13 protein-coding genes and 5 pseudogenes are annotated in these 22848 nt (G+C 62.1%); 3 read left to right on the top strand and 15 right to left on the bottom strand.

Annotated elements, in window-relative coordinates:
- Window positions 1-49 precede the first annotated feature (49 nt).
- The 14 genes and pseudogenes from RS887_RS27750 to RS887_RS27685 all read right to left on the bottom strand — a co-directional run bounded on the left by RS887_RS27750 (window position 50) and on the right by RS887_RS27685 (window position 18490).
- Entirely contained in the window at window positions 50-1465 is a 1416-nt protein-coding gene (locus RS887_RS27750) for an aldehyde dehydrogenase family protein (RefSeq protein WP_322617890.1), read from the bottom strand.
- Window positions 1458-2648 carry a pyridoxal phosphate-dependent aminotransferase gene (locus RS887_RS27745; protein ID WP_322617889.1) on the bottom strand — a complete coding sequence of 397 codons (1191 nt, stop codon included), beginning with the start codon at window positions 2646-2648 and terminating at the stop codon, window positions 1458-1460. The genes RS887_RS27750 and RS887_RS27745 overlap by 8 nt, the downstream gene beginning before the upstream one ends.
- A 24-nt stretch (window positions 2649-2672) precedes the next feature.
- A pseudogene (locus tag RS887_RS27740) lies at window positions 2673-4281 on the bottom strand (5-guanidino-2-oxopentanoate decarboxylase).
- Window positions 4282-4291: 10 nt separating this feature from the next.
- Window positions 4292-6391: an acetate--CoA ligase family protein gene (locus tag RS887_RS27735; protein WP_322617888.1), complete on the bottom strand. Its 2100-nt coding sequence runs from the start codon at window positions 6389-6391 to the stop codon at window positions 4292-4294.
- A gap of 18 nt (window positions 6392-6409) precedes the next feature.
- Window positions 6410-7568, bottom strand: a pseudogene (locus RS887_RS27730) (acyl-CoA dehydrogenase family protein).
- Between the two features lie 50 nt (window positions 7569-7618).
- Window positions 7619-8410, bottom strand: a complete 792-nt coding sequence (locus RS887_RS27725) for an enoyl-CoA hydratase/isomerase family protein (protein ID WP_322617887.1) — start codon at window positions 8408-8410, stop codon at window positions 7619-7621.
- 498 nt (window positions 8411-8908) lie between these two features.
- Window positions 8909-10333 carry an amino acid permease gene (locus RS887_RS27720; RefSeq protein ID WP_322617886.1) on the bottom strand — a complete coding sequence of 475 codons (1425 nt, stop codon included), beginning with the start codon at window positions 10331-10333 and terminating at the stop codon, window positions 8909-8911.
- A gap of 208 nt (window positions 10334-10541) precedes the next feature.
- Window positions 10542-12797, bottom strand: a complete 2256-nt coding sequence (locus RS887_RS27715; RefSeq protein WP_322617885.1) for an ATP-binding protein — start codon at window positions 12795-12797, stop codon at window positions 10542-10544.
- Window positions 12794-13567: a substrate-binding periplasmic protein gene (locus RS887_RS27710; RefSeq protein WP_322617884.1), complete on the bottom strand. Its 774-nt coding sequence runs from the start codon at window positions 13565-13567 to the stop codon at window positions 12794-12796. The genes RS887_RS27715 and RS887_RS27710 overlap by 4 nt, the downstream gene beginning before the upstream one ends.
- A gap of 5 nt (window positions 13568-13572) precedes the next feature.
- Window positions 13573-14289, bottom strand: coding sequence for a response regulator (locus tag RS887_RS27705; RefSeq protein ID WP_322617883.1), 717 nt, complete (start codon window positions 14287-14289; stop codon window positions 13573-13575).
- A 92-nt stretch (window positions 14290-14381) separates the two neighbouring features.
- Window positions 14382-15030 (bottom strand): annotated as a pseudogene (locus tag RS887_RS27700) (TetR family transcriptional regulator C-terminal domain-containing protein).
- Window positions 15031-15254: 224 nt separating this feature from the next.
- Window positions 15255-16189, bottom strand: a pseudogene (locus RS887_RS27695) (IS110 family transposase).
- 259 nt (window positions 16190-16448) lie between these two features.
- Entirely contained in the window at window positions 16449-17237 is a 789-nt protein-coding gene (locus tag RS887_RS27690; RefSeq protein WP_322617882.1) for a class II aldolase/adducin family protein, read from the bottom strand.
- Between the two features lie 203 nt (window positions 17238-17440).
- The gene (locus RS887_RS27685; protein ID WP_322617881.1) at window positions 17441-18490 is read right to left on the bottom strand and encodes an ABC transporter substrate-binding protein; all 1050 of its coding nucleotides are present in this window, start codon (window positions 18488-18490) and stop codon (window positions 17441-17443) included.
- Window positions 18491-18806: 316 nt separating this feature from the next.
- Between RS887_RS27685 and RS887_RS27680 the strand changes: the two genes are divergently transcribed.
- Both RS887_RS27680 and RS887_RS27675 read left to right on the top strand, forming a co-directional pair.
- Window positions 18807-20768 (top strand): FAD-dependent oxidoreductase, encoded by a 1962-nt coding sequence (locus tag RS887_RS27680; protein WP_322617880.1) that lies wholly within the window; start codon window positions 18807-18809, stop codon window positions 20766-20768.
- A gap of 178 nt (window positions 20769-20946) precedes the next feature.
- Entirely contained in the window at window positions 20947-21543 is a 597-nt protein-coding gene (locus RS887_RS27675; protein WP_322617879.1) for a cupin domain-containing protein, read from the top strand.
- On the opposite strand, the gene RS887_RS27670 is transcribed toward RS887_RS27675, so the two are convergent.
- Window positions 21540-22472, bottom strand: coding sequence for a helix-turn-helix domain-containing protein (locus tag RS887_RS27670; protein WP_322617878.1), 933 nt, complete (start codon window positions 22470-22472; stop codon window positions 21540-21542). The two genes, RS887_RS27675 and RS887_RS27670, sit on opposite strands and share 4 nt — an antisense overlap.
- Before the next feature lie 161 nt (window positions 22473-22633).
- Between RS887_RS27670 and RS887_RS27665 the strand changes: the two are divergent.
- A pseudogene (locus RS887_RS27665) lies at window positions 22634-22848 on the top strand (glutamine synthetase); the annotation flags it as partial.

Here is a 22848-nt window from a genome sequence, read left to right as displayed (position 1 = left end):
AAGACACCGGGCCATGGCCCGGTGCATACAACGTTTGAATCGCCAGCCGTCACACCTGGATCGCCTTCACTTCGACGAACTCATTGAGTCCCTCTTCCCCCCACTCCCGACCGTTACCCGATTGTTTGTAGCCACCGAACGGCGCCTGATAATTGAACGCCGCGCCATTGAGGAAGCACTGGCCGGCCCGCAGCTGCCGCCCCAGGTGCAAGGCACGCTCGGCACTGCCGGCCCAGACGCCACTGGACAGGCCGAACGGCGAGTCATTGGCGATCTGGACCGCTTGCGCCTCATCGGTGTAGGGAATCAGGCACAGCACCGGGCCGAAGATTTCTTCCTGGGCGATGCGCATGCGGTTGTCGACATCGGCGAACAGCGTCGGGCTGACATAGAAGCCGCGCTCGAACGCCGCCGGTGTGTCACCGCCACACAGCAACCGTGCACCTTCCTGTTGACCGACCTTGATGTAATCGAGCACGGTGCGCCGTTGCCCGGCCGAACACATCGGGCCGAGGAAGCTTTGCGGGTCGAGAGGGTCGCCCATGCGCAGGCTCAAGGTTTCCGCCAGCGCCAGTTCGACGGCCTCGGCGTAGCGGCTGGCCGGCAGCAGCATGCGGGTCAGCGCGGTGCAGGTCTGGCCGGAATTGATCATCACGTCCTGCACGCCGTAGCGCACGGCCGCTGCCAGATCCGCATCCTCGGCGATCAGCAGCGGCGACTTGCCGCCCAGTTCCAGGCACACGCGCTTGACCGAAGGGGCTGCCGCTTGCGCGACCCGCACCCCGGCGCCGGTGGAACCGGTGAACGACACCATGTCCACGTCCGGGTGTTTGGCCAGCGCTTCACCGACTTTCGAACCCGGCCCGCTGACCAGGTTGAACACCCCGGCCGGCAAGCCGATGTCCTCGATCATCTGCGCCAGCAGGAAGGCGTGCAGCGGGGTTTCCTGGCTCGGCTTGACCACCACCGTGCAGCCAGCGGCCAGTGCCGGGGCCAGTTTGCCGATCAACTGGTGCAGCGGGTAATTCCACGGATTGATGAACGCGCAGACGCCCACCGCTTCGCGAATCACCAGCGAGTTGCCGACTTCGCGCACTTCGTCCATCAGCCCGGCCAGCTCGACGTACTGCTCAAGGCCGAGGATCGGCCCGTCGACCTGTACCGAGCGACACCATTGCACCGGCATGCCCAGTTCAGTGGTGATGACCGAGGCCATCTCATCGGCGCGGGCGCGCAATTGCTCAGCCAGGGCACGGATGTAACCGGCGCGCACGCTGGAGGGCGTACGCGACCATGATTCGAGTGCCCCGCGGGCCGCCGACACGGCATTGTCGACGTCGCGCTCATCGCCCAGCGGCACGCTGCCGGCCACTTCTTCGGTCGCCGGGTTGATCACCTCGGCGAAGCCCTGCCCCGACGGTTTTTGCCAGCGGCCGTCAATAAACAGTGTCTTGTGGTTAAGCATGAACCTTTGCCTCCATCAATTCTTGAGCACAACGGGCAATGCGCTGGCAGGCATCGCGCAGCGGTTCGGCACCGACCACCAGACCGAGTCGAATGTGCCCCGCCGCGCTCGGACCGAAGGCCTCCCCAGCCAATACCGACACGCCGTGGCGATCCAGCAGACGGTCGGCAAACGCCTGGGCGCTGAGCCCGGTTTCGCGAATATCGAGCATCACGAACATCCCGCCATCGGGTTTCAACGGCCGCACGCCAGGGCAATCGGCCAGGCTGTCGCACACCAGGTCGCGACGCTGGCGATAGGCGTCGCGCATGGCCTCCAGCTCCGGCAGGTTGCTTTCCAGGGCCACTACAGCGGCGTCCTGAATGAAATCCGGCGAACCGTAGAGCATGCACAGCGCGAGGTTTTCCAGGTGCGCTGCCAAAGATGGCGGCGCCACCACCCAGCCGACCCGCCACCCGGTCATGGCGTGGGATTTCGACAGGCTGTTGAGGGTCGCGGTGCGTTCGGCCATACCCGGCAGGCTCGCCGGGCTGACGTGTTCGCCTTCGAACAGCAATTCGCTGTAGACCTCGTCGGAAATCAGCCACAGGTCGTGGGCGATGCACAACTCCGCCAAGGCCGCCCACGTGCTGCGCGGCAGACTGGCGCCAGACGGGTTATGCGGGCTGTTCAGTGCCAGTGCCCGGGTGCGTGGCGTGATGCGCGCGGCGACATCTTCGGGCAGTACGCGAAAGCCGTTTTCCGAGCGCACCGGCACCGGCACCACCACGGCACCGCAAGCACCGAACACCGCTTCGTAGGTGACGTACATCGGTTCGGCGACGATCACTTCGTCACCCGGATTGAGTACACATTGGGCCACGCTGAACAGCGCACATTGCGCCCCGGCCAGCACGGTGACCTGATCCGCCGAAACGGATTGGCCGCTGCGTTGTTGATGCCGTCTGGCGATGGCTTCACGCAGGGCACGCTTGCCGCGCACCTCGGCATAGTGCGTGTTGCCGCTGCGCAGGCTGTCGATGGCGCCCTGCACGATGGGTTGTGGCGTGTCGAAATCCGGATCGCCCACGGACAGCAGCAAAATGTCTTCGCCTTGTTCGCGCAGCGCCAGGGCGCGGTAGTGAATGTCCCACGCGGCGGCGCCGTCGCCGGCGATACGTTGAGTCAGATCGGAAAAGCGCATGGCTTCATCCCCTTAAAATACATTTCAGTGCGCGCAGGCATGCTTGAGCTCGATCAGGGTCACGCCGTTGCGCTTGAAGCCGTGGCGCAAGTCGGTCTGCAACTCGGCGAGGCTTTGCGGCTGGGTCACGGTGCAGCCGAACGCACGCGCCAGGGCGGCGAAATCCGGGTTGCGTGGCAACACGCCGATGGGCTCGATGTTCAGGCCGAGCATGTCGTCGCGGATCTGCCCCAGCGCATCGTTGTTCCACAGCAGCACCACCAGCGGGCTGTCCAGCTCCTCGACAGCGGTCGCCAGTTCCTGCGCGGTGTAGAGGAACCCACCGTCGCCCACCAGCACCAGCCCCGGTCGCTGCGGCGCACCGAACTTGGCGCCGATCCCGGCCGGCAGGCCGTAACCCAGAGTGCCGTAGCCGGTCGGGTGCAACCAGCTGCGGGTGGCGGCACTGGCAAAGGCGTAGTTACCCGTATACGCAAGCTGGGTCATGTCGGTGCTGATGAAGGCGTTGTCCGGCAGCTCCGCAGCAATACGGTCGAGAATCGATTGATGGATGGACTGCAACGGACCATGGCCGGCCTTGACCGCGTCACGCAGGGCGGCAACCGAGGCAATCGCAGCGCTGGCATCACGCACGTCGGACGGCAGGCGCTCGAGCAAACCTCTGAGGGTTTGTTGCGCATCGCCATGCAACGCCACCGCGCATGGGTAGAAGTCGTTGAACTTGCGCGGGTCGATGTCCACCCGCAACAGTTCGCCATTGAGTGGCAGGCGTTCACGCCAGAAATCGGTGTCGGCTATTTTCGGTGCCGACCGCCAGCACCACGTCGGCCTCGGCGATCAGTTTCCAGCCCGGTTCCACACACAGCGAGGAACCGGCGTTGAGTGGCGCACCCGGCGGCAGCAAGTTTCTGCCAGCGACGCTGGTGAACAGCGGCGCAGCGAGTCGGGTGCTGATCTCTTGCAACTGCGAAGTGGCGTTGAGTGCACCACCACCGGCGATGATCATCGGTCGTTTCGCGCCGTTGAGTTTGGCCACGGCCTGATCGATTGCAGTGGCGGATGCCGGACCACGCCCCGGACGACGCACCACGTCGTTGCTCCAGTCACGAGCGATCGGCGCCGACAGCACATCCAGCGGCACCGAGATGTGCACAGGGCGCGGGCGCTCACTGTCGAACACTGCGTAGGCTCGGGCGATCAGCTCCGGCAGGTCCTCGGCAGTCAGTGCCACGGCGGAGAACGCAGTGATCGGCGCGGTCATTGCCCGTTGATCCTGGCACTCGTGCAGGCTGCCCCAGCCCTTGCCGAGGCTGGCGCTGTGGTTGACGCTGGAAATCACCAGCATCGGAATCGAATCGGCGTAGGCCTGGCCGATGCCGGTGGCGGCGTTGGTCACGCCGGGGCCGGTGATGACGAAGCACACGCCGGGTTTGCCGCTGACCCGGGCGTAGCCGTCGGCCATGAAACTGGCGCCCTGTTCATGCCGGGTCAGCACATGGCGAATGCCGCTGCCGGGCAAGCCGCGATACAGCTCCAGGGTGTGGACGCCGGGGATGCCGAACACGGTATCGACGCCGTAGTTGGCCAACAGGCGAACCAGCGCCTGGCCACCGGTCAAGGTTTTGCTTTGCATGTTCATGTCCTCACTCATGGCCGAGGCGAATCAACGCATCGACCGCGGTCGTGCCGTGGGCACCGACCAACAATGGGTTCACATCGAGCTCCAGCAGTTGCGCGGCGTTTTCGCAGGCGTAGTCGGCCACTGCGCGAATCGCCGTCACCAGGGCGTCCAGGTCAGCCGACTCGCGACCACGGAAACCTTGCAGCAACGGTGCGCTGCGCAGGCTGAGCAAGGCATGGTGGATCGCGCCGTCGGTGGTCGGCAGCAACAGGCTGCGACTGTCCTTGAGCAACTCCACCAGAATGCCGCCGGCACCGATCACCAGCGCGAGGCCGAAATCGTTTTCGCGCTTGATACCGACGATCAGCTCGGCCAGTGGCGGTCGGGCCATCGGCTCCAGCAACAGTTGGTCGAAGGGTACGCCCGGGGCGTAGGCGGCAATACTGTTACGCATCTTCTCCAGTGCTGTGCTCAATGCCGCATCATCCTTGAGGTTCAGCGCCACGGCACCGGCCTCGGTCTTGTGTGGCAGCTGAGCGCTGACAGCTTTCAATACCAGCGGATAGCCCAGTGACCCGGCATCCTTCAGGGCTTTGTCCGGGGTGCTCAATACACCGTTTGGCGTCGGCAGACCAAAGGCTCGCAAGGCCTGCTTGGAATCCCACTCATTGAGCAAGCGCCCCTCACCGTCCAGTGCTTGCGGGCACAGCGGAACCAACGCCGATTCGCCCAGCGCCAACAAGGCCTGACGGTTGCGTTGATAACCGGCGATGCGGCCCCACGCGGCCAGCCCGTCTTCAACGCCCTGCAACGCCGCGACGCCTTGGGCATGCAGACGCTCACGGGCATGGGCCGGCAGCAATTCGGGAAAGGCCGATGTCACGAACCCGGTTTTGCCGTGACGCGCCAGTGCCGCGCAGTACAATTCCAACAGCAGGTCGCATTCCTTGCGCTCGCCGGTGAACTCCGACGGATAGTCGAGCACCAGCATCGCCGCGTCGGCTTCGGTGCGCAGTGCGCTGTCGAGCATGCGGTTCAAGGCTTCGCCGTCGCCCCAGATTGCCGTGGTGAAATCCAGCGGGTTGACCAGGTTGGCGTAGCTCGGCAGCACCTGGGCCAATTCACCCACCTGACCGTCGTCGAGCCTGGGCAAGCCCAGGTCGTTGCGTTCGGCGTAGTCGGCAATCAACCCGGCGTCACCGCCGGAACAGGCCAGCGCGATCAGGCTGTTGCCCGCTGGCAGGTTGCCGCAGGCAGCGGCCTTGAGGGTTTCGACAAAACTCACCGGGCCGCTGACGCGGATGACCCCGAGGCGATCGAACAGCGCGTCGTACAGTGCATCGGAGCCGGACAGCGAACTGGTATGACTCAAGGCCAGCTCGGCGCCGATCTGCGACACGCCGGTTTTCAGGGCAATGATCGGGATGCCCTTCTCCAGCGCCTTGTGCGCGGCGCGGGCGAAACCCGGCACGTTCTTCAGGCCTTCAAGGTGCAGGCCGATGGCGGTGACCCGAGGTTCGTCGAGCAATACGTCCATCAGTTCAGCGACCCCCAGTTGCGCCTGATTGCCCACCGAGGCCATGTAGGCCACCGGCAGCGAGCGGTCGCTCATGGACAGGTTGTAGGCGAAGTTGCCGCTCTGGGTCAGCACCGCCACGCCCTTCTCCACCGCTTTGCCGCCATGGGCCACCGGCCACAGCGCGGAGCTGTGCAGGTAGTCGAGCAGGCCGTAGCAGTTGGGGCCGAGCAAGGCCATGTCGCCAGCGGCCTTGAGCAGTTGCTGTTGCAGGGCCTGGCCTTCGGCGCCGGTCTCGGCAAAGCCTGAGGCGTAGCAGATCGCGCCGCCCGCGCCGATGGCGGCCAGTTCGGCCACGCAGGTCAGGGTCAGTTCGCGGTTGGTCGCAATGAATACCGCGTCCGGGCCGCAAGGAAGATCGGCAATATTGCGCACACAGGGTACGCCTTCGAGGCTGTCGTGTTGCGGGTTGACCAGCCACATTTGCCCTTGATAGCCGCCCTCGGCACAGCGCTTGAGGGCGCGCGCCATGCTGCGGCCGCCGACAAACGCCACGTGTTGTGGCGCGAGCATGCGTTTGAGGTTGTCACGAATGGTTTGGGACATGGGAACTCTCCGGTCCGATCAGCGCAGCAGCGGCCGCAGCAGCTCGCGGGAAATGATGTGGCGCTGGATTTCCGAAGTGCCTTCCCAGATCCGCTCGATCCGCGCGTTACGCCAGATGCGCTCCACCGGGCCTTCGTCCATCAGGCCCATGCCGCCGAAGATCTGCACCGCTTCGTCGGCAGTACGGCCGAGCACTTCACTGGCGAACAGCTTGGCCATCCCGGCCTCGCCATCGGTCATGGTGCCCTGGTCCATTTTCCAGGCGGTGTGCAGGGTCAGCAGTTCGGCGGCGCGGATTTGCGTGGCCATGTCGGCCAATTTGAACGACACGCCCTGGTAGGTGCCGATCGGCTGGCCGAATTGCTTGCGGTCCGCCGCCCATTGCAGGGACACGTCCAGCGCACGCTGGGCCTGACCGACGCAGTTGGCCGCGACCATCACGCGCCCGGCGGTCAGCCAGGCATTGGCCACGTCCCAACCCTTGCCGACTTCGCCCAGCACTTTGCTGGCCGGCACGCGGCAGTCGTCGAAGAACATTTCGAAGGTGTGATAACCACGGTTGCTCACGCACTTGGGCCCACGGCGGATGGTCATGCCCGGGGTGTTGCGGTCGACCAGGAACGAGGTCACGGCGTTGCGCTTCTTGCCGTTGTGCTCATAGGTGTCGGTCACGGCGAAAACGATGGCGAAATCGGCATGGCCGGCGTGGCTGATGAAATGCTTGCTGCCGTTGAGAATGAAATCGTCGCCCTCACGCACGGCGCGAGTCTTGATCGCATTGGCATCGGAACCGGCACCCGGCTCGGTCAGGGCAAAGCAGTCGATTTTCTCGCCCTGGATGCACGGCAGCAGGTAGTCGTTGATCTGCTCGCCCTTGCAGGCCATGAGGATTTTCGACGGACGCGCGACGAACACGTGCAGCGCCCAGGAAACCTTGGACAGTTCACGCTCGATCAGCGCCTGGGACAGGTAATCCAGACCACCACCGCCCACTTCTTCCGGCATGTTGAAGGCGTAGAAACCGGCGGCAATCGCCTTTCCGCGGATCTGCGCCGCCAGTTCCTGGGACACCTCGTCGGCGCGGTCGACTTGCTTCATGGGGCAGCAGTTCCTTCTCGACGAAGCTGCGTACCGAGTCCACCAACATTTCTTGTTCTTGGGTCAGTTGGAAATTCATGGTGCTACCTGTTGTTCGTGTGCTGATAGAGGTGTGCAAAGCGTTGGCAATTAGCGGCCGATGAAGCGTGCCGGGCGTTTTTCCATGGCGGCGCGCAGGGCTTCGTTGCCGTCCTCACTGCGACCGCAGAGCAGGCCCGCGGCGAGTTCGGCTTGCAGTTGTTCCGCCAGGCTGCGTTCGGCGCCTTCACGCATGAGTTTTTTGGTCTGGGCAAAAGCGAAGGTCGGGCCGGCGGCCAGGCGTGCGGCCAGCTCGCTGGTGACGGTCAGCAGTTGCTCGTCGGCGCAGACTTCGCCGACCAGGCCGGCGGCCAGGGCACGGTCGGCGCCCCACAATTCATCGAGAAACAGCAGGCGCTTGGCCTGCTCGCTGCCAATCAGGCGTGGCAGGTGCCAACTGGCGCCTGCATCCGGCGAATACGCCATGCTGGTGTAGCCGGCCTTGAAGCGGGCCGATTGCCCGGCGATGCGCAGGTCACAGCACAGGGTCAGGTCCATCCCGGCGCCGACGGCAGTGCCGTTGATGGCGGCGATGGTCGGTTTTTCCAGGCTGTGCAGGCGGGTCATCAAGGCGTGGGCGGTTTCGGTCCAGCCATAGGTTTCCAGTGCGCCCCGGGCTTCGGCATCGGCCCACTCGTCGAGGTCGGCGCCGGCACAGAAGCTGCGGCCGCTGCCGGTCAAGACCACCACGCGCACCGCGGGGTCAGCGTTGAAGCCATCGAGCAAGGCATGCAGGCTCTTCAGCGTCGGGATGTCCAGCGCATTGCGCTGGGCAGTGCGATTGAGGGTGATCCAGGCAACGCCTGCTTCGACCTGACTGAGCAGCGACGATTGAGTGGTCATGGGATTCCTCGAGTTATTGTGATTGGTCTGAGGTGATGCGACTTGAGGCCATACTAAACGAGTGTTCAGTAAGGCGGCAATTGGCGTGGAAATGGGCTGTAACAAGCACAATAGACATTTAAATCATTGTTTTTATTGAGTTATTTCAAGAATGGAGGGCATAAACCACTGGCACTGTTACAACTTCGAACAACTGGCGACACAGGACATGTCGCAGTTCTCTCATCCGCCTCAAAACACCTGTAGGAGCGAGCTTGCTCGCGAAAATTTCAAGCACACCGCGTTCAATCAGACAGTGCACGTCTTCGTTAACGTCCATCGCGAGCAAGCTCGCTCCTACAGGGCACTTCAGTGTTCGCAGATGCCGTGTACGCCACAAAACACTGTAGGAGCGAGCCTGCTCGCGATGAGGGAATCACATTCAACATCTCTGTTGGCTGATCAACCGCTATCGCGAGCAGGCTCGCTCCTACAGGGGGATGTGTCTATTTTGAGAGATCAGGTAGTGGGCAAGCTCGGCACCAACACGCCCTGACGCTTGCGATGAATCAGGAAGTACGCGCCATAGCACAGCGCAATGAAGCCAAAGCCCCAATACAGTGACGGACGCTGGGTTTCATCCAGGGCCAGGAACACGAACAGCGAGCAGCACAGCGTGATGCACATCAGCGGCAGTACCGGGAACCAGGGTGCGCGGTACTTCAGGTCGCTGAGTTTGCCGCCATCACGCAGATAGGCCTTGCGGAACTTGTACTGCGCCAGCGCGATGACAATCCAGGTCACGGTGCCGGACATGCCACTCACCGCCATCAGCACCATGAACAAGGTATCGGCGGCGACGAAGCTGGTCATCAGCGACACCAGTGCGAAGCACAAGGTGATGCTCAAGGCACGCAACGGCACACCACGCTTGCTCAATGGCGACAGACTTTTCGGCGCCATGCCGGTTTTCGACATCGCCCACAGGATGCGCGTCGAGGCATACAGGCCGGAGTTGCCCACCGACAGGATCGCCGTGAGAATCACGAAGTTCATCAGGTCGGCAGCGTAGGGAATGCCGACCATGTCGAACACCTGCACGAACGGGCTCTCCATCAGACCCGCCTGCTGCCATGGCACGATGGCCGACAACACGACAATCGCCAGCACGTAGAAGATCAGTACGCGGAACACCACGTTGCGCACGGCGCGGGGAATGCTCTTTTCCGGCTGGTCGGTTTCACCGGCGGCCACACCCATGATCTCGCAACCCTGGAACGCGTAGACCACGGTCATCATCACCGCGAACACGGCGGACAGGCCGTTGGGGAACAGCGAGTCGCCGATCAGGTTGGTCGCCATCGGCGCCGGTGCACCGCTGCTCAACGGCATCACACCGAAGATCACCAGCACGCCGACCACGATGAAACCGAGAATCGCCGCAACCTTGATCCCCGAGAACCAGTATTCGGCCTCACCGAACGCGCGGGTCGCCAGGGCGTTGATGCCGAACAGCACCACCACGAACAGCGCCGACCAGTACCAGATCGGCACATGGGGGAACCAGCGGGTCATCAGCATGCCGGCGGCGGTGAACTCCAGCCCGACGGTGGTGGCCCAGCTCATCCAGTACACCCAGCCGATCATGAACCCGGTGGCCGGGCCGATGTACTTGGTGGCGTGGGTCTGGAACGAACCGGACACCGGCATCTGCACCGACAGTTCGCCCAGGCAGACCATCACCAGGTACATCAGGAAACCCGCGACCAGGTAAGCCAGGATCGCCCCCACCGGGCCGCCCTGGTTGATGGTCACGCCGGAGCCCATGAACAGCCCGGTGCCGATGACGCCGCCCAGGGACAGCATGAAAATGTGCCGGCTCTTGAGGGCTCGGGTCAGCTGGATGCCTTTTTGATCAGTGCTGCGATCAGTGTTTTCGTTCATGTGGGCACCTCAGCAGTCAGTGAGGTGTACAGCGCGCGACAGGACGTCACGGCGCAGGGTGGGATCAGCTTTACGGCAATTCATTATTATTATCTCCAATAAGCTTCGAAGACCGCGCTGCGGCGGTTGCGTCGATTATTGGAAAGCCATGTAAGTTCGCGTTGACCGTAAAGATCGAAGTTGTAGAAAGTCGTAACAATTTTGTACGTCAGCTCTGCAACAGGCCTTTCAGGGTGGTCAGTGCGTGCTGCAATTGTTCATCCAGCGCGAGGGTCATGTGGCGGATCGCCGATTCATCGTTTGCCAGCGCCAAGGACTCCAGTGCCCTTAAGGCCGTCGCCAAGGCACGAAAACCCAGCGAATCACAGCTACCGGCCAGACGGTGAGCCAGTTGCGCGACCTCCGTGCAGTCGTCGGCGGCAATGGCTTCATGCAACGCATCGCGGTGCTGAAGAATCGAGTCGCGCAGCACCGCCAGCAGACCCTGGACCTTTTGCTCGCCGAGCAGGTTGCGATGGGTCTGCAACAGCGGCCAGTCCATCGCCTCGTCATGCACCAGCGACTCGGCGACGGGCATGTGCCCTTCCAGCACCTGGCGCAGGTTTTCCAGTTTCAGGGGCTTGGCCAGGATGCCGTCCATGCCGGCCTCAAGATAACCGCGTACCAGCGCCGGTTGCACACTGGCGGTCAGGGCGAAGATGCGGGTATGGCGGTTCGGCCCGTCGCCGTGGCGGATCTGCCGGCATAACTCGACTCCGCTGATGCCCGGCAGATGCACGTCCAGCAACAGCAGGTCGAAAACCTGCGCGGCACAATGTTCCAGCGCCTGTTGTGCCTCTTCGGCCAGCCACACTCGGTGGCCGTCCCGTTGCAGCAGACCCATGGCCACTTCGCGGTTGAGCGCCACGTCTTCGACCACCAGGATGTTCAGTACCGGCCCCACCGTCCGCACCGGCGCGACTGCAACCACCGCGTTGGCCGGCTGCAGGCAAAGCTCGAACCAGAAGCAACTGCCGCGCCCCACTTCACTGTCCACGCCGATGCGGCCGCCCATCTGCTCCACCAGATGTTTGCAGATCGCCAGTCCCAACCCGGTCCCGCCAAAACGTTGCGCGACTTCTTCGCTGGCCTGGGTGAAGCGCTCGAAAATCTTCGCCTGCATCGCCGGGGCAATGCCGATACCATCGTCAGTGACACTGACCCGCAGGCGCTGCCCGGTCTGTTCGCCCGTTTCGGCGAGCAGCGCCACTTCGACGCTGACTTCCCCGCCTTCGGTGAACTTGATCGCGTTGGCCAGCAGGTTGCTCAACACTTGACGCAGAAACTGCTCGGCACCGTGGTGATGCTCGGCAATCCGCCGGTCGACCTGGCAACTCAGGATCGTGTCATTGTTCAGCGCTCGCGGTTCCAGCAGTGTCAGCACCTCGTCGAGCAACTGGCGCAGCGAGAAATCCACCGGTTCGGGATGGCTGACGCCCTCCTCCAGTTTGGCGAAATACAGCACTTCGTTGAGGATCGTCAGCAAGCCTTCGCCAGCCTTGTGCAAGGCGTCCAGGCGCTTGCCGTCCTGGACATCCAGACCAGCGCCACGCAACAGTTCAGCCATGCCGAGGATGCCATTGAGGGGCGTGCGCAGTTCGTGGCTCATGGTCGCCAGAAATCGTGATTTGGCGAGGTTGGCCGCTTCCGCTTCATCCTTGGCCCGCATCAGGCTGGCGGTACGGCGCTCGACCATTTTCAACAGTTCGTCACGGTTGTCCTGCAAGGCCAGGCGATCGCTTTCCCGGCGCTCGATATCCCGCAGGATCGACCGGCGCATATCGTCCAGGGCGTGGGCCACGGTGTCGATTTCGTCACTGCCGCGACGCTTGTCCAGGTGCAAGGGTTCCTGCCATTCACCGGCGGCGATGCGCCGGGCGAACTCGGCCATGACTTTCAGGTGCCGGGTCACCAGTCGATAAAACAATCCCGACAGCGCAATGGCCAGGCCGCAGAGAAACACTGCCATCCACAACAGGCTGGTCAAACCGGTGGCGTACAGACGCTGGTACACCGCCCCCAGATCCGTGCTCACTTCCAGTTCGCCAAGGTTGCGCAACGGACCGGACGGCGGCTGATAGTCCAGGGCGAACCGCTCGATGCGCAGCGGTCCCGCAGGGTCTGGATTGCCCTGTATCAGGTCGAAATCGGCGCTGATCAAATGCACCCGGGCGACGTCGGAGAAGTCCACCAGTCCGCGCAACTGCACGTTCAACTGTTCCTGGTTCAAGTCCCAGAGGCTGCGTTCCAGGCTGGCCAGGTAGCCGGCGCGGATCAGCTCCATGCGTGAATCGATGTCGCGCATTTCCCGTCGATACTCGATGTACAGTTGCACGCTGCTGGCCAGCACAGTGAAGCACAGGCTGAACAACAGAATGAACAGCAGCAGCCGTCGCAGCAGTCCACCTGGACGGGCGCGAATCATTGCGCATCCGCCGGCAGGTTGATCATGTCGCGGTAGGTCACTTCGCTTTCGTTGAGCCAACGCTCGATGTCACCGGCATCGACCATGTGCTGCAACTGCGCGTTGATCTCGGGCATGCGAGTGGCCACCGGCGAGCGCCGTGACACGGCGACCCGCAGGTAGTCCACGCTCAACGCCTTGGGCAAGGCGACGATGTCCTGGCCGCCGGGCAGGTTTTCCACGTACAACTGGCCGGTGCGCCGCTCCTGGGTGATGAAATCGATGCGCCCGCGAATCAGCTTGCCGAAGTTCTGGTGGCTGTCGGAGACCCATTCGATGTTGTTGTTGCGCGCGACCATGCGATCGAACGCCACGCCGTAGCTCTCGCCGAACAACAGGCCGCCACGGTAATGGGCCAGGTCGTCCAGCTGCTCGAATTTCACCGGGTGCTGGCGGTTGATGAACAGCGCCACCTCTTCACGCAATACCGGCACCGTCGAGAACAACATGCTCTGCTCCCTTTGCGCGGTGCTGTAGGCCAGCACCACATCGACCCGGCCTTCGGCGGCGTCCAGCAGGCAACGTTTCCAGTTACCCAGCACGACCATCTCGACCTCATACCCCAACTGGCCGAACAAGTGCTTCACCACGCTGGGCGCCAGTCCGCGCACCTGCTTGCCGTCGCTCCAGGAAATCGGCGGGTACACCGGATAATCGCAATAGCGAACCTTGTCCGCCGCGACGGCATGGCCAGCCACCAACACCGCCAGCAGGCAAAGCCAACGCCTCATCAGGTTCAGGCCGCCACACCGGCGGTGAACAGGTAACCGGCACCGTGAATGGTGATGATCAACTGGGGTTCGGCCGGATCGTCGTGCAACTTGCGGCGCAGGCGCCCGACCAGCACGTCGATGGAGCGGTCGTTGGGTACCCATTCGCGGTTACGGATCTGGTCCATCAACTGGTCGCGGCTGAGGGTGTGACCGCTGTTGCGCAAGAACACGCTGAGCAACTGGTACTCGCCGTGGGTCAACAGCGTTTCACTGCCCGACGAATCGATCAGCCGACGGCGGTCGGTATCCAGCGACCAGTCGGCGAATTGCTTGACCGGTTTGGCCACGGCAATGGGCGGTTGTGGCGTTTGCGCATGACGTACCCGGCGAATCAGGTTTTTCGCCCGGGACACCAGTTCCCTTGGATTGAGGGGTTTGATCACATAGTCATCGGCGCCGCATTCGAGGCCGACGATGCGGTCGATTTCGTCGTTGCGTCCGGTGATCAGGATGATCCCGACTTCCGAGCGCACCCGCAGTTCGCGGGTCAGGGTCAGGCCGTCCTTGCCCGGCAGGCGGATGTCGAGCATCACCAGGTCCACGGTCTGGCTGGCCAGGAAGGTTTCCGCCAGTTCCGCCGTGGCGGCGCAATGGACGTCGTAGCCTTCCTGAGACAGGTAGGCGTGCAGCAGATCGCGAATCAGCGGATCGTCATCGACGATCAATACCCGAGGAGTCATCGCTTGGTGTCCGGCTCAGGCCCGAAGGCCAGTTTCTTATTAGAGTGTTTTCCTGCATCGGCGCCAGAGAGTATCCATTGCTGAACGACTGATCAACAGTCGCTCGTCTGCAGGCAAAAGCGCTGGCGGCCACCGGCCTGCAAACCATCGACCCAGGCCTCGCAAATCTGGATGCCCTGCTCCGGGGTGAAGGTGCCGGGGTTCAGCCCGGACTCCAGCCACAAGCCGTCGAGCAATGCGCTGAGGCTGATGGCGGCAAGGTCGGCGTCGAAGCTTTCCCAGCTCCTCCTCCTGGGCCAGTTCCGCCAGCACCTTGCGCAGGATGCCGCGATACTCGCCATAGGAATGATCGTGGGCCTGGTTGATGGCCTCGGCGGTTTTCACCGCGCCCCAGAACGCCAGCCACGCATCGATCAATTGCGGATCAAGCAGTTCGGCGGAAAACGAACCGCGGAAAAATGCCGACAAGCGCTCCCGGGCATTCGGTGCGGCTTGCTCCATGGCGTCGCGCAACAAAGTCATGACCCGCCCGGTGATCGCCATGTAGGCCTCGGCCACCAGCTCATCCTTGCCGGAATAGTGATGGCTGATCAGCCCCACCGAGACCCCGGCCTCGGCGGAAATCTTGCGGATCGACGCGCCCTGGAAGCCGTGACGCTTGAGGCACACCAGCGTCGCCTCGATCAGGTTGGCTTTGCGCAACTCCGGTTCCATGCGGGAAAAACGGGCTTCCTGATTCATGGGCGACACGCTCCTTAGGTTCAATCGTTCAAGCCCGCACGGTCAAGCGGCGGGCTGAACGACTGTACAGCAAGAGCGGGTCATTTCTCCAGTCGGGTGCAAGTCTCAGATACCGCGTCGCCGGCTTCGCGAGCAAGCCCGCTCCCACAAGGGATTTACGCCGTACATAGAATTTGTGGCAACCCGGATCAACTGTGGGAGATTCTATGGTTGAGGGGAAGCCCTCAACCGACTTTTGGCTGGTATTCGCTTTGCCCCTTGAGCAAGGCGAATACGACCCGAGCAAGTTTGCGAGCCAGTATCACCAGTGCCTGAGTGGTGCTGAACCCTCGAGCTCTTTGTGCCGCGTAAAAATCTTTCCAGGCTGGTGTACGACTGGCCGACATGGCTGCGTTTGCAGAAGTCGGCGAGCTTCCGGATCACCTCGTTTGGTCAAGCTTCGGCGACCGTCTTTTGTCCTGATCGCCACCGCAAATCCATTCCCAGAAAGGCGATGAAGGCATCTGCGTTTCTGAAATCGCCTCGCTGGAATGCTGCGATCAAGCGGGCCCGGTCAAAAATCCGATGCCTTCAACTTTCAGACAGCGCTTCAACTGACCGAGTAAACCGGCTTCTTTCAGATAATCCTTAATCGTCTTTTCGACCAGCGCCTCGCTGTTGCATGGATTTCACTTGCTCGGCGAAAGCGGTCTTCAACAGCGGTTCATTCGCCTGCAGCTTTGCACCAGGCCCACTCGTGCCTGAACCAGAGCGCCTGGCGGCGAAAAAGGCTCAAGAGCTGACGGTACAGCGGTGATGGCGGGGTCCAGGGATGAAGATCGTCACCTTCGTTCTTCAGGTAGCGAGCGAGCAGCCTGGCATCCAGCGCGTCGGTTTTGGCGCGGACACTCACCCCTTTGCGGTAATGGAATCAGCTCGTAGCCACCCACCATGTAAATCACGCAGCCGGCCTCGTAAGGCCAGATCGGCGAACTCCAGGTGATAGATATTGGTCGACTCAATGGCGATGGCCACTGTCCTCGGCAAGTCCTTCAGCCACTGCTTGATGGCTGCCTTGTTGTTGGGAATCGTTTCAAGCAGGTCAAGTTCGGCGTGATAAATCACCGTTCATTCTGGCGACATCCACGCCCGCGATCGGCTTTGAGACAGAAACCGGCATTGCCATTAAATTTCCTCCGGGATATGGTTTTGAGCACTTGAAGGGCTCACCCAGAGGCGCGAGGCTTGTTCCTATCGTCGGTCTAGCCAGATGCATTCTTTATCGGCGCTTGGGTGAAAGGAGGAGGGGCGAAATCTCCCACGGATCTGTACTGCGTCAACAGTCAGAATCGGGCTTTGTCCCTCCTCCTCCCTTCAAGTCCTACCATACAAGCGGGCTTGCTCGCGAAGAGGCCAGCTCAAACAACACAGAACCCGGATCAGTCCCGATACCCCGGCGCCACCCGATCCAGCATTCGCAACAAAGCCGCCCAGGCCAGTTGCATGGCATCCGGATCAGCGAGTTCACCCTCCTCCAACGGCCGCCCCGGATCATTGAACTGCCGCTCGGTATGCGCGCAGACCTCGTCGGACGGCAATACCACCTCACCGGCAGCCTGCGCGGCCAACTGAATCTCACAGGCCTTTTCCAGGTAGTACATGCGCAGGAACGCCTGGCTCACCGTCTCGCCGACAGTCAGCAGTCCATGATTGCGCAACATCAGCACCGGCTTGTCGCCGATATCCTGCACCAACCGCTGTTGCTCGCTCAGGTCCAGCGCGACACCTTCGTAGTCGTGGTAAGCCACCCGGCCATAGAACTCCATGGAAATCTGATTCACCGGCAATAGTCCGCACTTCAACGCCGCCACTGCGCAACCGGATTTGGTGTGGGTATGCAGCACGCATTGCGCATCTTCCCGGGCGCCGTGAATAGCGCTGTGGATCACGAAGCCGGCCGGGTTGACCGGGTACGGCGACGGCTCCACGGCGTGGCCATCGAGGTCGATCTTGACCAGGTTGGACGCGGTGATCTCGTCGAACATCAGCCCGTAAGGGTTGATCAGAAAGTGATGCTCCGGCCCCGGAATGCGCACCGAGATATGGGTGAAGATCAGGTCGGTCATGCGAAAGTGCGCAATCAGGCGGTAACAGGCCGCCAATTCTTCACGCAGGCGCTGCTCGGTAGCGCTGCGCTCAGGGGCCAGGTGGCTGGCGATTTTGTTCATTGTTCTGGTTCTCCAGGCTGATCGGCTGGGGCAGACAGTAAGGCTGGACGCTTGTGTACGTCCAGCCACGGATATGGCCGCCCACCCAACTCCCCTTGTAGGAGCCAGCTTGCTGGCGAAGGCGGCCTTGAGTCTTGCGTCGACCATCAGGCCGTCTTCGCTGGCAAGCCAGCTCCTACAAATCCAGCGCTAACACAGTCAGGTTATTTGCTGGCCCAGGCGTTGAAGCGCTCTTCGAGCTCTTCGCCATGATCGACCCAGAAACCGACGTTCATCGACAGTGCACCTTTGAGGTTCTGCGGCGCAGTGGGCACCCATTGCGCCAGTTTGTCGTCCAGCCGTGCGGCGGCCTGGATGTTGGTCGGGCCGTAAGGGATCTGCTGCACATAGTTGACCTGGGCGTCCGGCTGATTGGCGAACGCAATGAAACGCTTGGCCTGATCCACATGTTTGGACCCTTTGATGATCGCCCAGTAGTCCATGCCGTACAGGCTGCCGGGCCAGACCAGGCCGAGGTGGCTGCCTTTCTGCGCGGCGTCGGCGATGCGTCCGCTGTAGGTCGAGGTCATCACCACATCGCCGGCGGTCAGCCACTGTGGCGGTTGCGCCCCGGCTTCCCACCACTGGATGTAGGGCTTGAGTTCGGTGAGCTTGGCGAATGCCCGGTCCACGCCTTGCGGGGTGCCGAGTACCTTGTAGACGTCTTCGGTTTTCACGCCGTCCGCCAGCAAGGCGAACTCCAGGTTGTACACCGCGCGTTTACGCAGCCCGCGTTTGCCGGGGATTTTCTTCACGTCCCAAAAGTCGGCCCACGAGGTTGGGGCCTGGGCCAGTTTGTCGGTGTCGTAGGCAATCGCCACGCTCCACACCAGCGCGGCGGAACCGCATTCCTGCGCCGCCTCGGGGATCAACTGGTCGGCGTGCCCCAGGCGCGTCCAGTCCAGGCGCTCGTACATGCCCTCTTCGCAGCCGCGCATCAGGTCCGGACCTTCGATCTGCACCACGTCCCAGTCGACGTTGCCGGTGTCGACCATCACTTTGATCCTGGCCATCTCGCCGTTGTATTCGCTCTGGATCACTTTGCTTTGATCCACGGCGGCGAACGGTTGAAAGAACGCCACGTCCTGGGCTTTTTGTCCGGCTCCGCCGTAACCGACGACCACCATGTCCGAGGCTGCCTGGGCACTGCCCAGGCCCATGGCCACGGACAACACCAAGGGATAAAAACCGTGCTTGAGCGTATTCGATTTCATCAGTGGTTCCTCTGGCAGGTGCCCTGCGGACAAATGCCGCCCAGGCCCTTTTTATTGTTGTGAGGTAAGCCCCAGGAGCAGGCTCGAAGCGAAATTACTGCAAGGCGCAGTAAAAAAACAAGTTGATTTTTTACTGAAGGTAAATTTCTATAGACCAATAATAACAACGCCGAAAACCTGCTGCCTCTGTAGGAGCGAGCTTGCTCGCGATGGACGTTAACGAAGGCGCGTGGTGTCTGGATGAACGCGTCGCCCTCAAGTCCATCGCCAGCAAGCTGGCTCCTACACAGGTCAGCCTGCCTGGAGTACCCGCACCATGCCGACCTCGACACCCGCCTTCGCGCACCTGTTCGAACCCCTGGAGATCCGTGGCAAGCGTCTGAAAAACCGCATCATGTCCAGTGGTCACGACACGTCGATGCCCACCGACAACCTGGTCAATGAGCAATTGATCGCCTATCACCGGGCACGGGCCGAAGGTGGTGCCGGGCTGATCGTGCTGCAAGTGGCCGGGGTGCATGACAGTGCGCGCTACACCTCCCACGTGCTGATGGCCACCGACGATGCGTGCATCGAGGGCTACCGCAAACTGGCGCAAACCTGCCATGCCCACGGCACCGTGGTGCTGTCCCAGGTGTTCCATCCAGGACGGGAGATCATGGAGTCCAGCGATGGCTTGCTGGCGGTGGCCTACTCCGCCTCGTCGGTGCCCAACGAACGTTTCCGGGTGATGCCCCGCGCGCTGGATCAGGCAATGATCGACGAGATCGTCGCCGGTTATGCCGCTGCCGCCCGGCGCCTGCATCAGGCCGGGATCGATGGCGTCGAAGTGGTCGCCAGCCATGGTTACCTGCCGGCGCAATTCATCAATCCGCGAGTCAACCGGCGTACCGATGGCTACAACGGCGAACTGGAACAGCGTTTGCGTTTTCTGCGCGAAGTCATCAAAGCCGTGCGTGGGGCGACCGATGAGCAGTTCATCGTGGGCCTGCGCATTTCTGCCGACGAGCGCGATCCGGAAGGCCTGACCGAAGATGAATCCCTGGCCGCCGTGCAGTCGCTGCAAGCACAGCTCGATTATGTGCATATCGTCGCCGGCACCTCGGCGTCCCTTGGCGGCGCGGTGCATATCGTGCCGCCCATGGCAATCGAAGCGGCGTACCTGGCCAAAGAAGCCGGGACGTTCAAGGCCAGCCTGAACATTCCATTGTTCGTCACCGGGCGCATCAATCAGCCCCAGGAAGCCGAACTGATTCTGGCTCGCGGCCAGGCCGATGTGTGTGGCATGACCCGGGCGCTGATTTGCGATCCGCAGATGCCCAACAAGACCGATACCGGCCGCGTCGAGGACGTGCGCGCCTGTATCGCCTGCAATCAGGCGTGTATCGGGCATTTCCACAAGGGCTTGCCGATTTCCTGCATCCAGCACCCGGAAACCGGTCGCGAACTGATTTTTGGCGAACGCAGACCGACGATCAATCGCAAGCGCATCATGATTGCCGGCGGTGGCCCGGCTGGCATGAAAGCTGCCGCCGTCGCTGCCCAGCGTGGACATGACGTGACCCTGTACGAAGCCGGTTCACAACTGGGCGGTCAGGTATTGCTCGCACAACTGCTGCCACGGCGCAGTGAATTCGGCGGCGCCAGCACCAACCTGCAGCGGGAAATGGAGCTGGCCGGCTTGCGCGTGGTGCGCAACACACGGGTCAACCGGGCACTGGTGGAACAGGAAAAACCGGACATGGTGATCGTCGCTACCGGTGCCGAGCCGTACTGGCCAGCCTTTGAGCGCGGCGGTGAGCTACAGGTGGTAGACGCCTGGCAAGTGCTGCGCGATGAAGTACAGATCGGCCGTTCGGTGGTGGTGGTCGACTGGCGCTGCGACTGGATCGGCCCCGGCATCGCCGAACGCCTGGTTCGCGCCGGGCACCAGGTGCAACTGGCGGTCAACGGCACCCATTGCGGGGAAAACCTGCCGCTGTACGTGCGCGATCAACTGGCCGGCGAGCTGCATAAACTGGGGGTGCCGATCACGCCGTACGCGCGGCTGTATGGCTGCGATGACAACACGGTCTACCTGCAACACACCGCCAGTGGCGAACCGATGCTGATGGAAAACATCGATACGCTGGTGCTGTGCCAGGGTCACCAACCGGTGGATACCCTGGGTGCCGAGCTGCAAGGGCTGGTGGAGTTTCGCCGTATCGGCGACTGCCTGGCGCCGCGCACCGCCGAAGAAGCGATTTATGAAGGCCTGAAAGTCGCGTGGGAGCTTTAAGGCTGTTTATACTCCGGGACTTTAATGGCTAACACCAACCCTGTAGGAGCGAGCTCTGCTCGCGATGAACCCGAGAACACCGCTGGGTGTCAGGCTTCCAGCGTTATCGTTGGCGACCATCGCGAGCAAGCTCGCTCCTACAAGGGATTTGCGCCATTCCTCCGGTTCGGATTTGATCATGAGCAACAACAGCACCACACAGCCCGCACCCGGCAACGCCGAACCGCATTTTCTCGGCACGCGCATTCGCGGCCTGCGCAAACGCCGGGGCATGACCCTGGCGGAACTGGCGCAACAGAGCGAACTCACCGCCGGCTACATCAGCCAGCTGGAACGCAATCTCGCCTACCCGTCGATTCCGGCGCTGTTCAACATTGCCCGCAGCCTCGGTGTCACCATCCAGTGGTTCTTCGCCAGTGAAGCGGTCACCGCCCCCGAAGACGACGGCGTCGTGGTGCGCAAGAACAGCCGCCTGAACGTGCATTACGAAGACGGCATCGTCGACCAGTTGCTGACGCCGCAAGCCAACCGCCAGTTGGAAATGCTCCACTCGCGTTTCCCCCCCGGCACCTACAGCCAGCAAAGCTACAGCCACGAAGGTGAAGAAGCCGGTTACCTGCTGTCCGGCAGTTTTGAGCTGTGGGTTGGCGAGCGTCATTTCCAGCTCAATGAAGGCGACAGCTTCAGTTTTTCCAGCCAGGAACCTCACCGTTACGGTAATCCCGGCGAAGTAGACGCGGTGGTGATCTGGGTGATTACGCCACCGACTTTCTAACGCCGGCCGCGCCCGACTGGCTGCGCGACACGCCCACGCTTGAGGGTGTCGCTCGGCAATTCCTTGAACAGCGCACGATAGCTGCTGGAAAACCGCCCCAGGTGCCAGAACGACCAATGCATGGCCACTTCGGCCACGGTGGTCTGCGTGGGTGAGCAGCTCAGCAATTCGCGGCGGGCGCTGTTGAGTCGGCGCAAACGCAGCCATTGGGTCGGCGCCATGCCGGTGTAGGTCTTGAACGCATGCTGCAACTGGCGCAGTGAAACCCCGGCAACCTGGGACAGTTCCAGCAGGTTGAGGTGTTCTTCCGGGGTGTCCGCCGCCCATTCCCCTACCCGCTTCATGATCGCCCGTTCTCCCGCACGGCGCTGCAATGCGCCCTGGTCGAGGCCGACACACGCGTTGTCGAGGATGAACAGACAGTCTTCCAGCAACTGTTGGGTCAGCGCTTCGCGGCTCGGTGGGTCGATGGTCTGCGACAGCCGCGTCAAGGTCCCGCTGAGCCAACGGCAGAACAGCGCGTTCTGCTGAGAGTTGAGCGGTGCCATGAACAGCCCTTCGAGCCGGGCGATGTCGAGGCTATGACGCTGTACAAACTCCGGACCGAATACCACGGCGATTTCCTGGTAGTTCTCCGGGGTAATCCAGATGTTGCGACTTTCGCCATTCAACACGTACAGCGCGTTGTCACCGCGATCAAAGCAGAACGACAGCGACCCCTGGGGCGCGCTGAAATTCTGCTCGACCCGGGTGTTCATCTGCTCTTCGTAAATCTCCACGCCCTGCAGATCCAGGTAGCGCACCCTACCTGCGAAATGCCCCGGCGACATCTGTTGGTAATGCTGGACCCAGCCCGGTGTGGCGCGGATCTGCTCGGCGACATCGGCGGTATTGAAGGCTTGGACCTGAAGTGAACTGCACGTTGACATAAGAGACCTTGCGCACTCTTTTGGTGCGCTTTGTGCTGCTTAAAGTGGATAGATGGAACTGCAAGGCTCGCCCAAGATAGACGTCAACGCGCTACAGGGGAAGTGTCCGGCGGATGAAACCGGCCTCTCCTGGCGTTAATAAAACCAATAACGAGGTCTTTATGAATGTCCCTTTCGATCAGCTGTTCACTTGGCTGAAAGATCACAAGATTACCGAAGTCGAGTGCGTCGTCAGCGATCTGACCGGCATTGCACGCGGCAAAATCGCACCCACCAACAAGTTCCTGCATGAGCGAGGCATGCGCCTGCCGGAAAGTGTGCTGTTGCAAACGGTAACCGGGGACTTTGTCGACGACGACATCTACTACGACCTGCT

Origin of the sequence: Pseudomonas sp. BIC9C (genome assembly GCF_034541995.1) — a bacterium.
Classification (GTDB): Bacteria; Pseudomonadota; Gammaproteobacteria; order Pseudomonadales; family Pseudomonadaceae; genus Aquipseudomonas; species Aquipseudomonas fluorescens_CC.
This window is presented reverse-complemented; position numbering and strand designations above follow the sequence as displayed.